Origin of the sequence: Brevibacillus sp. AG (assembly GCF_028369215.1) — a bacterium.
In the GTDB taxonomy this organism is placed as follows: Bacteria; Bacillota; Bacilli; order Brevibacillales; family Brevibacillaceae; genus Brevibacillus; species Brevibacillus porteri.
The window spans coordinates 189,736-204,247 of sequence record NZ_JAQMYO010000002.1 but is presented as its reverse complement, the minus strand read 5'-3'; the positions used below and the strand labels follow the sequence as shown (position 1 = coordinate 204,247).

The 14,512-nt window shown below is 47.8% G+C and carries 13 protein-coding genes; 4 read left to right on the top strand and 9 right to left on the bottom strand.

Features of this window, described 5'->3' with window-relative positions; translation table 11 throughout:
• Window positions 1-24: 24 nt before the first annotated feature.
• The 6 genes from POF51_RS05885 to fmdA form a co-directional block, all read right to left on the bottom strand.
• Window positions 25-1,050, bottom strand: a complete 1,026-nt coding sequence (locus POF51_RS05885) for a FecCD family ABC transporter permease (protein ID WP_069851276.1) — start codon at window positions 1,048-1,050, stop codon at window positions 25-27.
• Window positions 1,050-2,087, bottom strand: coding sequence for a FecCD family ABC transporter permease (locus POF51_RS05880; protein WP_069851278.1), 1,038 nt, complete (start codon window positions 2,085-2,087; stop codon window positions 1,050-1,052). The genes POF51_RS05885 and POF51_RS05880 overlap by 1 nt, the downstream gene beginning before the upstream one ends.
• The gene (locus POF51_RS05875; RefSeq protein ID WP_069851280.1) at window positions 2,062-2,655 is read right to left on the bottom strand and encodes a nitroreductase family protein; all 594 of its coding nucleotides are present in this window, start codon (window positions 2,653-2,655) and stop codon (window positions 2,062-2,064) included. The genes POF51_RS05880 and POF51_RS05875 overlap by 26 nt, the downstream gene beginning before the upstream one ends.
• Window positions 2,656-2,687: 32 nt before the next feature.
• Window positions 2,688-4,307, bottom strand: coding sequence for an AraC family transcriptional regulator (locus tag POF51_RS05870; protein WP_069851282.1), 1,620 nt, complete (start codon window positions 4,305-4,307; stop codon window positions 2,688-2,690).
• A gap of 211 nt (window positions 4,308-4,518) precedes the next feature.
• On the bottom strand, window positions 4,519-4,830 hold the full coding sequence (locus POF51_RS05865) for an FmdB family zinc ribbon protein (protein ID WP_069851285.1): 312 nt from the start codon (window positions 4,828-4,830) through the stop codon (window positions 4,519-4,521).
• 35 nt (window positions 4,831-4,865) lie between these two features.
• Complete coding sequence (gene fmdA / locus POF51_RS05860; protein ID WP_069851287.1) at window positions 4,866-6,047, bottom strand: formamidase; 1,182 nt, start codon at window positions 6,045-6,047, stop codon at window positions 4,866-4,868.
• Window positions 6,048-6,374: 327 nt separating this feature from the next.
• On the opposite strand from fmdA, the gene POF51_RS05855 reads away from it, so the two are divergent.
• Entirely contained in the window at window positions 6,375-7,853 is a 1,479-nt protein-coding gene (locus POF51_RS05855) for a sigma-54 interaction domain-containing protein (RefSeq protein WP_244521820.1), read from the top strand.
• A 55-nt stretch (window positions 7,854-7,908) separates the two neighbouring features.
• On the opposite strand, the gene POF51_RS05850 is transcribed toward POF51_RS05855, so the two are convergent.
• Together POF51_RS05850 and POF51_RS05845 are read right to left on the bottom strand one after the other, a co-directional pair.
• Window positions 7,909-8,826 carry a phosphotransferase gene (locus POF51_RS05850; protein WP_069851289.1) on the bottom strand — a complete coding sequence of 306 codons (918 nt, stop codon included), beginning with the start codon at window positions 8,824-8,826 and terminating at the stop codon, window positions 7,909-7,911.
• Window positions 8,827-8,885: 59 nt separating this feature from the next.
• The gene (locus tag POF51_RS05845; RefSeq protein WP_069851291.1) at window positions 8,886-9,515 is read right to left on the bottom strand and encodes a helix-turn-helix transcriptional regulator; all 630 of its coding nucleotides are present in this window, start codon (window positions 9,513-9,515) and stop codon (window positions 8,886-8,888) included.
• A gap of 220 nt (window positions 9,516-9,735) precedes the next feature.
• On the opposite strand from POF51_RS05845, the gene murB reads away from it, so the two are divergent.
• From murB to POF51_RS05830, 3 genes are all read left to right on the top strand, one after another.
• A complete protein-coding gene (gene murB, locus POF51_RS05840) occupies window positions 9,736-10,638 on the top strand; it encodes a UDP-N-acetylmuramate dehydrogenase (RefSeq protein WP_069851293.1) in 903 nt (300 codons plus the stop codon).
• Between the two features lie 22 nt (window positions 10,639-10,660).
• Window positions 10,661-11,014: a HesB/IscA family protein gene (locus POF51_RS05835; protein WP_069851295.1), complete on the top strand. Its 354-nt coding sequence runs from the start codon at window positions 10,661-10,663 to the stop codon at window positions 11,012-11,014.
• Between the two features lie 188 nt (window positions 11,015-11,202).
• Window positions 11,203-12,393, top strand: coding sequence for a multidrug effflux MFS transporter (locus tag POF51_RS05830; protein WP_069851297.1), 1,191 nt, complete (start codon window positions 11,203-11,205; stop codon window positions 12,391-12,393).
• Between the two features lie 67 nt (window positions 12,394-12,460).
• On the opposite strand, the gene POF51_RS05825 is transcribed toward POF51_RS05830, so the two are convergent.
• Complete coding sequence (locus POF51_RS05825; RefSeq protein WP_069851299.1) at window positions 12,461-14,470, bottom strand: endonuclease MutS2; 2,010 nt, start codon at window positions 14,468-14,470, stop codon at window positions 12,461-12,463.
• Between the last annotated feature and the right edge of the window lie 42 nt (window positions 14,471-14,512).

The window sequence follows — 14,512 nt, the reverse complement described above, 5'->3', positions numbered from 1 at the left end:
TCATCTCCTGATTTCAAACGTGTCTTACCCTTTTGTCCGGATCAACAAATACAGAAAATAAGGCCCCCCAATGAGGGAAATGACAATACCCGCTGGTACTTCCGTAGCCGGTATGATGCTTCGCCCTATCGTATCCCCGGCCAATACGAGCAATGAACCGACGAGCGCCGTAATGGGCAGCATGTATTGATGCTGGGGTCCTACCAATCTGCGCGCGATATGCGGACCAAGCAAGCCGATAAACCCTATGCCTCCGCCTGTCGCTACACTCGACGCAGCCAGACCAACCGCTCCCGCCATCAAGGCCAGTCGCTCCCGTTGAAGAGATACGCCCAGACTTGCTGCAATTTGTTCGTTCATACTGAGCAGGTTCAGCACCTTTGCCTTCCGATACACGTACGGCAGCAGGATCACCATCCATGGCATAAGTGCCAGCACGAACTTCCAATTGGAACCCCACAATGATCCCATTTGCCAAGTGACGACAAACTCGAGGTTTCGCGGATTCAACTGAAGTGTCAAAATTATGCTGATGGCACTAAGTCCCGCCCCTACTGCAATCCCTGTAAGCAAGAGACGGGTAGGAGATATGCCGCACCCCTTCTTGTATGCAAGCATATAGATGATGGCTGCTGTGACAGTGGCACCGATGAGTGCGAGAAACGGCATCAAAAAAGGCGGAGCCATGTTCGTCGCAGGATAAAGAGAGACGAACAACAAGACGGCCAGTCCAGCACCTGAACTGATTCCAAGAATGCCGGGGTCAGACAGACCATTGCGAGAGATTCCTTGCAAAATCGCTCCCGATACAGCCAGCCCAGCCCCAATCATGACCGCAATCACCATGCGAGGAAGCCGCAGCTCAAACAACACGAGATTCTGCTTTTTCGAACCCTCCCCCAGCAACGTCTGCAACACCTCGATCGGCCCAATACTGTACGGTCCCGTGTTCAAACTCAAGACAAACCCGACAATCAAAAGTACCGCGAAAAGAAGGATCAGTCGGAGACTACGGCTTTTTCTTTTTTGGGAAAATAGATCAATGTCCACTACCACTCCCTCCTTTCCTTACGGGCCATGTACAGGAAGAAAGGAACTCCGATAACAGCGATAATGGCGCCAAGCGGTGTCTCGTAGGGCATCGCTATCATTTTGGCTCCAATGTCTGCAAAAACAACCAAAACGCCTCCCATGACTGCCGAGCAAGGAATAATCCAGCGGTAATCAACTCCCACCAAAAAACGGACGATATGTGGGACGACGAGACCGACAAACCCAACACCGCCAACCGTTGAGACCGAAGCACCTGCCAGCACCATGACGACAACCGCCGCCAAACCCTTCACCAGCTTAGTCTTTTGTCCGAGACCCGCTGCGATCTCTTCTCCCAGACTCAAAATCGTGATGGAGCGAGAAAGGATCATTGCGATAATGATTCCTCCCACAATCCATGGCATCATGACGGATACTTGAAACCACTCCGCTGTTGAGATCCCCCCTGCTGACCAGAATGCCAGATCGTAGTTGATCTGAAAGAGGAGGGAAATCGCCTGACTAATACCAGATAGGAGTGAGCTAACGACTGCTCCCGCCAACGCGAGTCGTAAAGGTGTCAAACCGTTTTTGGAAAAATAGGCCAATCCATAAACAAGCCCTACCCCAAGACCCGCTCCCATAAAAGAAAAGAGAATAATAGACTCAAAAGGGAGTCCTGGTGAAAAAGCAAAAACGAGTACGAGCACGAATCCAGCCCCTGCATTAATGCCCATCAAGCCCGTATCGGCAATCGGATTTCTCGTGACTCCTTGCATAATGGCTCCCGCTACGGCAAAAGCAGCTCCTACCAGCGCTCCTGCCAAGGCACGGGGCATTCGCAGTGTTTGAATAATGACGTGATGCTCGTTGCTAGAATCATAGTGAAAAATCGAGTTCCAAACGGTGGAAAACGAGATGTTAGCCACTCCCGTGATAATGGATGAACCTAGTCCGAACAAGATGGCGCAAATCCCCGCAACAATCAACACGGTCGCCATCCACGGCCTAGTTCGAAGCGAAGCATTTTTAGTGATCGGCTGTGACAGTGACATTTCCCTTCTTATCCTCCAGAGCAACGTTCGAATGAATCACGGTCAGCTTGTCGTTTGCAGCCGTTCTCGCTCGTGCTTCTGGGATGACCTCCGGAAAGCCAAGCTGAAGCATTCCTACGAGTTTTTCCTCCGCACGTACCCCTACCGCTTGCAAAAATCCTGCTTGGTACGTGAACGGTTCCGTTTTCCAAACGACGCCCAGTCCCCGCTCCCACGCCGCCAGTTGAAAGTTTTGAATCAAGGTGCAGGCTGCCGCATAGTCCTCTTCCCGTTCTCTTTGCCGAGAGTCTTCATTTACGATAACGAATAGATAAGCCGGGACGCGTAAGAGTAATTCCGGATCTCTTTTTTTCATGGCGTTTTGAAGAATGGCATCGACGACAATCCGCTTGCCTTCCTCCATATACAGAACGAATCGCCAAGGCTCGCGCAGTCCGTGGTTAGGTGCCCAGATAGCTACATCCAGCAACTCACGAATCAGTTCCAGTGGAATCGGGTCTGGCTTGAATTTCTTTATGGTTCTGCGGTCACGGATCGCTTGTGCAATCGGATACAATGGTGACTTCATCTCGTTCCCTCCAATAATAGTGATACTCATTCTCAATCATTATCACAAACTTGTGGCCGCAAGAAAATTGAAGAACCTGATTCCTTTTTTGTACATTCCTGTGACTCTGCAAGATGCGTGAGCGCCTCTGATATGGCTTGCTCATGGCCGAGTGCCGAATAATGCAGCCAAGGATATACCCCAGCTCGATGTACATTCCCTTTCAAACGATGCTTGCGTACATCTGTTCGAATTTTCCTTTCATCAAAAAGCAGAATATGATCAGCCTGAAAATCATGAAGCTCATCTAGGCTCACGATATCCAGAAAGGCAAAATGATCGGTTCCCACTGGGGGTCTTACCTGGAGGTCTCCGTACAAAATATCGGAAATTTTCCGCCTTCTCGCACCAAAGATACGGGCTCCACCATCCCAAGCCCTCACTGCCATAACGGTTTCATTCCCAATTTTTTTGCGGATACGCTCGCGGGCTGCAACTGCTTTTTGATCATAATAATAGAGCCAACTCGTCGCCACTTCTGCAATTCCCAGCATGGCAGCTACCTGCTGCAAATGATCCCGCCAGGTCGTTGTTTTGAAAGGAATGAGCAAGGTCGGTGCAATGGCTTCCAATTGTTCAAACCAAGGTGCAACCTGATCTGTACCCACAATCAAATCCGGCTCCATCTGGTGTAGACGGTACAAGTCAAATTCCAGCGTGGCTGCTTCCATCTGGGAGTACGGCCTCTTTTGCCGATGCTTTTCCCAAACAGGGATTAGTTGTTGGATCGAGACCCCCAATGCGAGCAGATCACCGATGATTGCTGGATGGAGTACGGCGATTTTCTTTTGTAACGATTTCTTGAAGCGATAAGGAGGAACGCCAACTATCTTTTTAAACATCCGACTGAAATAGTACACATCCCGATAGCCCACTTCATTAGCTACCTCAGGAATCATCACGTCCTCCGCCACCAGAAGCTGACAGGCCTTCTCCATTCGTTTCCGATTGATGAATTGCAAGGGAGTGAGCGAGGTGTACTCCTTAAACTGCTGATAGAAAAGGGTCGGCGTCATTCCTGAGTAGCGAGCCATCTCCTCGATCTGAAAAGTCTCCTCACAATGTTGCTCCATATGTTCAGCGATCCCTTGAAGAAGTTGCTGACGATCTGTTTTTTTCTCTTGCAGCGTGACTCCAGCCATAATAGCTTGCCATAGCTTCAAAAAAAGAATTTGCATGGTTGGCTGATCGAAGTGATCTTTTCGCCATGCCAGATGCAATTGTTCGATATGATGGTGAATCAAGGAGATTGTTTCGATATGGTGCTTTCCCTGAATCGGAAGCATCACTTCGTTTATGAGCCAGCCATCCCTTTCTTTTCTGGCATGAGCAGCAAAAAGCGCCACGTAACAAACATAGATGTTCTCCGTAATGGGCAAAAGGGCGAGCCCTTCCTGCATATCCTCTGGAGATATGACCATGAAATCTCCCTGGTTAAGCATCCCTCCTGTCTGATCCAACCGAAACGACGCCCTGCCCTCTATTACCAAAATGATGAATTGTTCGCTTCTATCTCTCGCTTCTACAAGCTTCCATTCTTTTGAAATGGACAAAACTTGCACATCGTTTACAGTGATGACATTCGGATCACGATAGGTGTCTGTTTTTCCCATAACTAACTCCTCTTACATCATGATGTAGCAATCTATTGATAACAATTCTCACCAATTGTACGAGAGACCTGACAAAACTGCAATTGCACTTGATTGAGAAAAAGCAAAAAAACGCCTAACGATCATCAAGATGACCACTCGACGTTTTCTCTTTCCACTAAAGCGATTCACATGACGCAAGCACTAATCTGCGGTAATAGCAAAGGGGCGTTTAATGCCCTACCATCCAAGGGCGTTTACCTCCACGGCTGTGGGTATGTCCCCGATGTGCCTGACTACCGTGGCTGTGGCTACACCCTGCTCCTTCATGGGAATGCGATTGTTTCCGTACCATTTTCGGTTCCACACCACGCTCGATCCGTTGGCGCAGCGCTTGCGGTGTCATGATCAATCCTGGTGCAGCATACAAACGCTTGGACGGTTGCTGGCAATCGGGGCAAGCAACGCTCTCTGTCAACTCGCTCATCTTCAACCACTGAACAAATGGACCACATTCCTCGCACATGAAATCGTATCTCGGCATCGTATTTGGCTCCTTCTTCGCGGTCTTTTTCTTGGCTACTTCGGCAAAATATCTCGATCAAAAATACTTGTCGGGATAGACAAGGTGCAGCACGCGTTCGGAATATCGACGATCCCCGCAATTCTTCCCTCCACCGGTGCCGTTCCCAGCAGCATGTACGCCTGCTCCCCCGTGAAACCCATCGCTGTTTTCAAATACTCGATGGCATTCAGGCAGGCATTGCGATAAGCGACATGCGCATCCATGTACAGCTGCTGCCCTGTCGTCTCATGGACGGAAATCCCTTCGAAAACGAGGTATTCCGTATAGCGAGGCTCTACTGGACCGGGCTTGAATACAGGGTTGTTCACGATGTTATACTTCGCCATCCCGCCCTTGATTACGTCCACATGAAGATCTAGCCAACCAGCCATTTCAATTCCGCCGCAGAAGGTCACTTCTCCGTCTCCTTGCGAAAAATGTAAATCGCCCATGGACAGCTTCGCTCCATTTACATAAACCGGGAAGTAGATGCGAGTGCCTTTGGACAAGTTTTTAATATCGCAGTTTCCGCCATGCTCGCGAGGGGGGACCGTTCGAGCCGCTTCTCTGGCAATCCGATCAAACTCTGCGCCTTTTAGACTGCCCAACACGGCACTGTGCGGGGTCGGCAAATTCGCGAGTGGCGGCATTCGTTCAGGATTTGTCGCTACGAGGTCGCTCTCTCTTCGGTTCCAGCGATCCAATAGCTGGTGGGAAGGTGCCGTACCGATCAAGCCTGGATGAAGAATGCCAGCAAATTTGACTCCTGGCAAATGGCGAGAGGTCGTGTAAATGCCGTGGAAGTCCCAGATCGACTTGGCCGCTTGTGAGTAATGATCGACGAGGAAGCTCCCGCCGTTTTCTTTGGCAAAAATCCCATTAAAGCCCCATTCCGATTGGGGGAGTGCCCCGATATCGAGAATATCGACAACCAAGAGGTCGCCTGGTTCTACTCCATTCACCCAGACAGGTCCACTCAGCACATGGACTCGATTGAGATTGACATCCCGAATGTCGGAAGGGTCATCGTTGTTAGCGACCTGCCCATCCGTCCAGTCCTTACATTCCATGCGGAAAACAGCTCTTGGATTCACGGAAACTGTAGCTGGAATGTCTGGGTGCCATCTGTTGTGACCAGGTGTATCCTGCTCCTCCATCGGTTTGTTCAAGTCAACTCGAAATAAAACTTCTGGCATGCTGCTTCCCCCTCACTTGTTCAAAATTGCGTATGCCGTACATACACAAAAAGAAGCAAATGACATGCCAATGCTTGCAAGTCCCGATAAAAATTTGATGATACCGATTCTTTTGGCTATTTTCTCCTGTATACTTATTACAAAGAGCTTGTCGCAAAACAGGTCATGCAGTTGATCTGTCTTTGACCGGAAAAGTCCCTCATCTCTTGTATCGCTTTCGTCATTGTGTGTCGTTTGTTTCCCTGCTTCCTTGTCGGACACCTGTCCCACGATCGAACAAACAAACTATAACCAAGAAAGGATGCGAGAACGATTTTTGAAGCCGGCATGCTGCTCTCGTCTTTCGATTCTTCCTCCGTTATCGAGCGTTCCCATCATCGTGCGATCTCTCATGCTCTCTTTCATTCTCTCTATCAGCAATTACAGGCCTCTGCGAATCTTTCATCCTACGAATTTTCTCTGATTAGGGATGCGCTTATCCATTTGCTACAAAATGGCTCTTTGCCACTTTTCCCGCTATCCCTTGCCACTACGCGACGTTCTTCCGCTCTTCAGACTGATCCTATGATTCCAGCTCTCAGGCATGCCTCTCATTCTGTTCCCAATTGGAAGAGTCTGCTTTTCGCATGGGCCGAAAACAGCCAAGAATGCCTAATCGCACTCAGTGACGAGCGCATCGTACTTTTTGCTAACAAGCGGGCACAAGAACGATTTTCATTATTTGAAGGCCTTGTTCTCGAGGTGGATTGGGAACAAGAACGCTTAACCAATTGGTCCTTAGAGGAACTCGATCTGGGGGAAAAGACGTGGTATCGTCTCTTTCTTATTCGCCCATGCACGTCAGCCTTGTCAAAGACTGCTAGCAGTTACTCGTTTTCAGAGATTCATACAAATAGTCCCCTCTATCAAGCCCAACTACATACAGCACGTATCGCTGCACAATCTCTATCCAATACGTTATTGCTCGGAGAAACAGGCTGTGGCAAAGAGGTCCTGGCACGTGCCATCCACTCCTCCAGTTCGCGAAAAGACGGCCCTTTTCTTGCAGTCAATATCGCAGCACTTCCGCGTGAACTGATCGCAAGTGAGCTATTTGGATATACAGACGGAGCTTTTACTGGAGCAAAAAAAGGAGGGCAATCGGGAAAATTTGAAGCAGCAAATGGAGGAACGCTCTTTCTCGATGAAATCGGGGAAATGAGCATGGAGCTTCAAGTGCTATTGCTTCGCGTCCTCGAAGAACGCAAAGTGACGAGATTGGGCTCTCACGAAGAAAAGCCATTGGACATTCGGATTATCGCTGCCACCAATCGTTCCATTGAAGAAGAGGTACGGAATGGACAGTTTCGTACAGACCTTTACTACAGGCTCAATGTCTTGCAAATACGCATCCCTTCCCTGCGCGAACGCAAGGAAGACATTGCAACCTTGGCTGACGAGTTCCTCCAGCAGCTCCATACCCAATACGCTGGCGGTCCGACAAGTATCTGTGAATCTGCCCTGGCGATCTTGCAGCAGCATTCATGGCCCGGAAATATTCGTGAGCTGCGCAATATCGTGGAGAGAGCCTTTTTACATGCGTACAGTGATTCGTGGGTCACCTCTCACCATCTTCCGAGCGAATGGCAGCAGCAGTATGGATTGCAAGAAGCATCCGGTGAACCTTTGCCATTATTGCGCGAATTAGAGCGACAGACGATCCAGCAAGCCATCACACAAGCTCCGTCCATCAGCGCCGCTGCCAAAAAGCTAGGAATTGCGCGAAGCACCCTGTATCGAAAAATGGAAGAGTTAGGAATTGGATAAGAAAATCGGGGGATGAGCGTAAGCAGCTTGTCCCCCGAAACATTTTACCGATGCCCTATTCGTCAGCGAGTGCTCGCCTTATCGTCATTCTTGCTTCCTCTGCCACTTCTTCGTCATGGTTATCAATGGCTTGCATCCAGAGCAGCATCGGAATGTACACCGCCATCATCCTGGCCAATATGTTTGTCTCTTCATCCACTTCTCCATACGCATGAAAAAATGGCTGGCGAGCTTGTGGCGGTAAAAAGCTGTAGGCCACATTTAAATCCGCTCCCGGGTGACCCACATTGAGATCCCCCCAGTCAATGATGCCTGATATATGCCCAGCTTCATCTACCAGCATATTTTTCACATGCAAGTCTCCATGCAGGAGCACGTCACGCGGACTGATTCGGTCTATCACGACTTGCCCTAAATAATTCGCGATCGTATCCCGATCCTCTGCAGAAATATGTACAGCTAAGGTAGACAAGAACGTCTGCATCTTTTCTTTTCTCTGTGCAATGTCCAGGAGGTTCCTGTGATCATGTTCGATCCCGTTTTCACGGGCACGCTGGGGCGGAAACGCGTGCAATTCTTTTAAAAACGTCGCAAGTGCCACTGCTGATGAAGCACGCTGCTCGTCGGTCAAGCCTTTTGGAAACGTACCCGGTACATACGTGTACCCCAAAAAGGGGTATGGATAGTCGTCGTTTGGTTCCCCATAAAAAACTGGCTTCGGATATGGTATCGTCAGGAATGCCGCAAGCATTGGCAGCAGCACCCCTTCCTTTTTGATCAGTTCAACAGCGACATTCCGCCTGGGAAAACGGAAAACATATTCGTCCCCCACTCGAAAGACCACGTTATCCCAACCACAGCCGATAAGATTGATGGGCATAGAAGATAGCTGCGGAAACTGACGGAAGATGAGTGCGCGTGCCAATGGTTCAGATACTTCCCAGTCAGCATCCCATGGATTAGAGTTGGTCATTGCTTTCGTTCCCTCCCATTTGTCATTTCATCTGCCGTGATGATGCTTTGCAGCTACGATTACGTAGAACGGATCTGATAGACACATTTCTTTCCGCCGATTGCCACGCATTCCGTCCGTTCTACGCTCGTCTGGAGTAACGCTCGGTAACAATTAAGCTCTCTTGCACAGATCATCTGATATCGATCTGCTACTTTAAAATATGGACAATTGTACTGCGTGATCACAAATTCCTCATCATTTACCTGCTCCCATCTCGCCATAAATCCGTTGTCATCTTGGATGCGTGCCATCTCTGCCACCTTTTCAGATAGCTCTTTTCCTTCCATTTGTCCCTCATATTTCTGGATAATCTTCTCTTGCTGCCTTGCGAAAAATTGATCCACTCGGTCTTCCCCGTCTGCCAGCACGATATGCTCCATCAAATCCACGGCTAATTGCCCGTAATCATTCGGAAATTGTTCGTTACCTTGCTGTGTTAACGAATAGTAGTGCATCGGTCTGCCTGCTTTTTGACGACCTACTCTGCACACAACAAAACCGTCTTTTTCCAAGTAGATCATTTGCCTGCTGACAGCTACCTTTGTGAGCTCCAGCCTGTTTTGCAAATCCTTTGTGCTGAGCTCCCCTTCCCTTTTCAGCAACAATAGAATGTATTCACGTGTTGATAGATGTCTATATCTCTCCATTTTCTCTTCGCCCCTTTATTGGAAAAGAACGATACGCTCACAGTATATGTCCTTTGTATAACTAATTCAACAAACATGTTTATAAAGTGACATTCTTTGCTCATCGTGAGATCTACGAAACCACAATTTATTAAACATTTTAGTTGAATATATATAAAATAGTGCATATACTGTAATTGCAGTGCAAGGTGTTTTTTTCCAAGAAGGATAGGTGAAACGTATGAAACCTGTATTCTCGCTTCTCCGTGAACGACAGGTCGAAGTGACTTATCAAGAGCCTTTGGCGGCACATACTACCTGGAAAATTGGCGGACCTGCGGATTTACTGATTACACCGAGCAGTAAATCCCAACTGATCATGGTCCTGCAAATACTGAATGAACATCATGTCCCATGGTTGGTGATGGGAAAGGGCTCCAACCTTTTAGTCACAGACAAGGGGTATCGTGGCGCAGTCATAAAATTAAACAAGGCTTTGGACTATGCCCGAATCGTGGACAATCGGATTTACGCAGGGGCTGCCTACTCCTTGATCAAGCTTGCAGCATTGGCAAACAAGCACAGGCTAAGTGGATTGGAGTTCGCAGGCGGAATACCCGGGTCTGTCGGCGGCGCTGTGTATATGAATGCAGGCGCGAACGGATCGGATATATCGGACATTTTCCATTCAGCTGAAGTGATCACACAAACGGGAACCATTCGCTCCTTGCGTGCTGTAGATTTGGATTTTTCTTATCGCCACTCTTCCTTACAAGATACTGATGTCATGATCACGGAAGCTATTTTTGAGCTGACCCCGCGCGACAGCGAAAGCATCAAGCTCCAGTGGAACCACTATAAAGAAAAACGTTTAAAAACACAGCCTCTGCCTTTTGACTGTGCAGGTAGTGTATTCAGAAATCCCCCAGGCCATTTTGCTGCAAAGCTCATTGAAGATGCTGGCCTAAAGGGCATGCGGTACGGAGGCGCGGAAGTATCGAGCAAGCATGCCAATTTTATTATGAATACCGGTAATGCCACCGCACTTGATGTATGGACACTCATGAGGCAGATTCAGGAAAAAGTTCACAGCCAATCAGGTATTCACCTTGTTCCTGAAGTTGTGATCGTAGGTGAACAGTAAGCATAAAAAAGGAGGTCTCACGATGATTCAAATGAGCGAAACTGCTGTAACTCGCCTTCAAAATATGCTTGAACAAGAAAGCTCTACTCTCTTCATTCGTTTTGGCGTAAAGGACGGAGGGTGCTCTGGGATGACCTATGGACTCGGTTTTGATGATACCTATCAAGAAGGCGACACCACAATCGATATTGATGGCGTGCAGCTGGTCGTCAATCCGGAAAGCTATCCGTATGTCGATGGCGTCGAAATCGATTACAAAGAAACAGGGATGATGGGTGGATTTACGATCCAAAACCCGAATGCAGTCGCAACCTGCGGCTGTGGCAGCAGCTTCCGTACAGCCCTACATCGAGGGAAAAGAGAAAAGTGTGAGTAATCCGCCAGACGAAAATGACTTGTCACCGATTCTAAACAAATGCTATTCTATTGAAAAAATTCCCCCTATAACTTATGTAAGGTGACAATATGCTTTCATTTTCAAGACTAAGTAAATGTAAACCCCCAATTCCGTAATCTCTCCTCCTACGCTGTTTGAGATTTTCGGAATATAGGGGGAATGTACAAGTGAATAGAAAAATCTCAACACCATCTTTGTTACTGTTGATCATCCTGATTGGTTTTCCGCAAATTAGTGAAACGATCTATACACCTTCGTTACCTGATATCGCCAATAGTCTCCATGCCAGTAACAATACGATCCAACTGACACTCAGTATTTACTTCCTCGGTTTTGCCTTTGGTGTATTTTGCTGGGGAAGACTCTCTGACTCTATCGGTCGACGCCCTGCCATGCTCTGGGGAATATTTGTTTATGGTTTGGGGAGCTTTGGTTGCTATCTCTCCGATTCGGCTGATTGGTTGTTATGGAGCCGCTTCATTCAAGCCTTCGGTGCGAGTGCAGGATCGGTGGTAACCCAAACCATCTTACGAGAGAGTACTGACACGACCAAGCGCCATGCTGTTTTTGCTCAGATTTCAGCTGCTCTCGCTTTTACGCCTGCAATTGGCCCCTTAATCGGTGGTTGGGTGGATCAATCGTTTGGATATCAGGCGGTTTTCTTCACACTGATTGCGATGAGCGTAGCGATCTTTGCTTACGCGTTTGTCTCGTTACCTGAGACCAAAACGTCTACAGCTTTAAGCATAAATACGCTAGCTGTAGCCAAACGACTTGTTTCGGACAAAAGGATATGGGCTTTTGGTTTCTTAATTGGAGCGACAAATGGCATGTTGTTCAGTTACTATGCCGAAGCTCCATTTATTTTCATTGCGTTTTTCGATATGACACCTAGTGTGTTTGGGTTTTTGGGGATTTTCGTAGCGTTAGCTTCTGTGATCGGAGCCATGCTCTCGAAAAAAATGCTAACCAAATACCCTGCTGAGAACATTATCCTGATCGGCTCACTGGTGACGACGTTAGGAGCAGTATGCCTCACAAGCTTCACTTTGTATGGAGTGAGTCCGTCCGTTGTCTCGATGGCGATCATGGTAGCCTCTATCTTTACTCTTCTGCTAGGGATTGGGATCATGATTCCAAACTGCCTGAGTTTAGCTCTTGTCCACTACAGCGATGTACTCGGAACTGCTGGCGCTATTTTTGGTTTGGGTTACTACATCGTCGTCAGTCTTATCACCAGCGGCATGAGTTATTTTCATAATGGCTCGCTCGTCACCATGCCAATCTACTTCTTGCTATTGGCGATCATCATGGTGCTTGTTAGTAAACAAATAACGGTTAGCCCTACAGCCAACTAGCCTATTCATCCTGTCAACATCAAAAAGCCGATTCTCTTAGAGAAAATCGGCTTTTTGCCCGTACTCGTCACCCCTCCCGTTTCGTCTCGATCGATAATCCTTCGACATGCTTGCGACTCATCATTTTGCGCTTCTTCCGGTTCTCTTTTGTCTCGAACACGATGTCCATGTCATAATCGGCCGGATACAGTTCTTTGCCCTCAATATGCAAGACGAGGCGCTTTTTGTTGATTTTATATTTCTGATTTTGAATCATGACGCCAACGATGCCTTTGGAGTCCTCCGCAGCAAATACGATGCCAGTTCTCCCCAGATAGGAAATGAATACACAATCACCAACAGCAAATGGCTTGTCACGCTCAGGTTTGGCTGGTGTATCTGCTGCTTTTTCGGAAATCTCCTGTGGAAGATGCTCTCGTCTTTCCTCTTCCACCTCTACTTCCACTTCTTCTGGCATTTCTATTATTCGTGTCTCCACATAACGGGGAGCCTCATACTCTTCCTGCTCAATGTCTTGGTATTGTTCCAGCCTTTCCGTAGTCGTAGTCGTGAATCCATTCCGAGTAATTTCCCGAGAACGCTGAATCATCTCAGACGGGATACCCAGCTTCAGTGCGATCAGAAATGCGTAGCTCTGGCCTGCTTCTCCGATTCGCAAGCGATACAGTGGCTGCAAGGTCTCCTCGTCAAATTCCATTCGTGCATTTTGGAACCCGGCAGTTGCGGAGGCAAAATTTTTGATTTCGTTAAAATGTGTATTCACAATCACCGTCGCACCTCTTCGGTGCAGCTCCTCTAAAATCGCAATCGACAAGGCGACACCTTCTCCTGGATCTGTACCGGTAGCCATCTCATCAATCAGAACGAGGGTCGAAGCGTCCGTAATCTGCAAGATTTCCAGCACATTATGAATATGCGCGGAAAACGTACTTAACGCTTGCTCAATGCTTTGCCCATCCCCAATATCTACTGCGATGTTGCGGAAAATGGCGAAGCGACTGCCTTCCTGTACTGGTACGAGCAAACCCGACTGCACCATCATGGTTAAGAGCCCGATGGTTTTTAACGTCAATGTTTTCCCACCTGTATTGGGACCTGTAATAATAAGCGATTTGTATTCTCGACCAATCCTCATATGCAACGGCACCATTTTCGGACCGAGTAGCGGATGCCGTGCTTCCTTGACATCGATGATCCCTTTTTCATTTAGTTCGACATTCGCGCCTCCGATTGCCAATGCGTACTTCGCTTTTGCGAAAAGAAAGTCATACATGCCAACAGTCTCGACATTCACGGTGATTTCATACGTATATTCTTCTGCGAATGCGGACAATTGCATCAGTACTTTTGTTACTTCGCGTTCTTCCTCTGCCTTGAGTGCGGTGAGCTCGAACTGTACGGTGCTGATCTCCGTCGGTTCCATATAGACGGTTTGACCGCTCGCCGATTCATCTAAAACACTGCCAGCCACTTGCTTGCGATGTTCTTTTTTGATGGGAATGACATAACGTCCATTGCGTGTACTAATGACATTTTCTTGCATGATCGAACGATATTTGTTCATGATGGAATCCAGTTGTCTTTTCAAGCGCTCTTCAAATACGACAATGCGTTTACGCACCTTCAACAAGTCTTTGCTGGCGGAATCGACAACTTGCCCATGACGGATGCATTGTTCGATTTCATTTTTCAATTTGGTGGCGTCGTACATCGATGCTGCATAAGAACTTACGCGTGGCGCCAATTGTGCTTTTGTCGCCATGTATTTTATTAGTTGTGAGCAACTCGTTAGGAACAGGTACAGATTGGTAAAATCATTTAAGCCAAATACATATCCTGTCCCCAGAAGAGAAAGGATCTTCTCCATCCCCTCCAGTGCAGGAATCGGTACACTTGCTCCATTTTGCAGGATGTTCTTTGCTTCTGCTGTTTCGTCCAACCTACTTCGCACTACTTTGACAGAGTCCATCGGCATCATTTGTTCTACATGCTTTTTCCCTACGTACGATAAAGCGTAATCCATTACCTTTTCTTTGATTTTGTCGTATTCGAGACGCTGCAATGCTTTTTCATTCATGACTCATTTCTCCTTTTTTATGAAAAATAAAAAAGGGCGAAG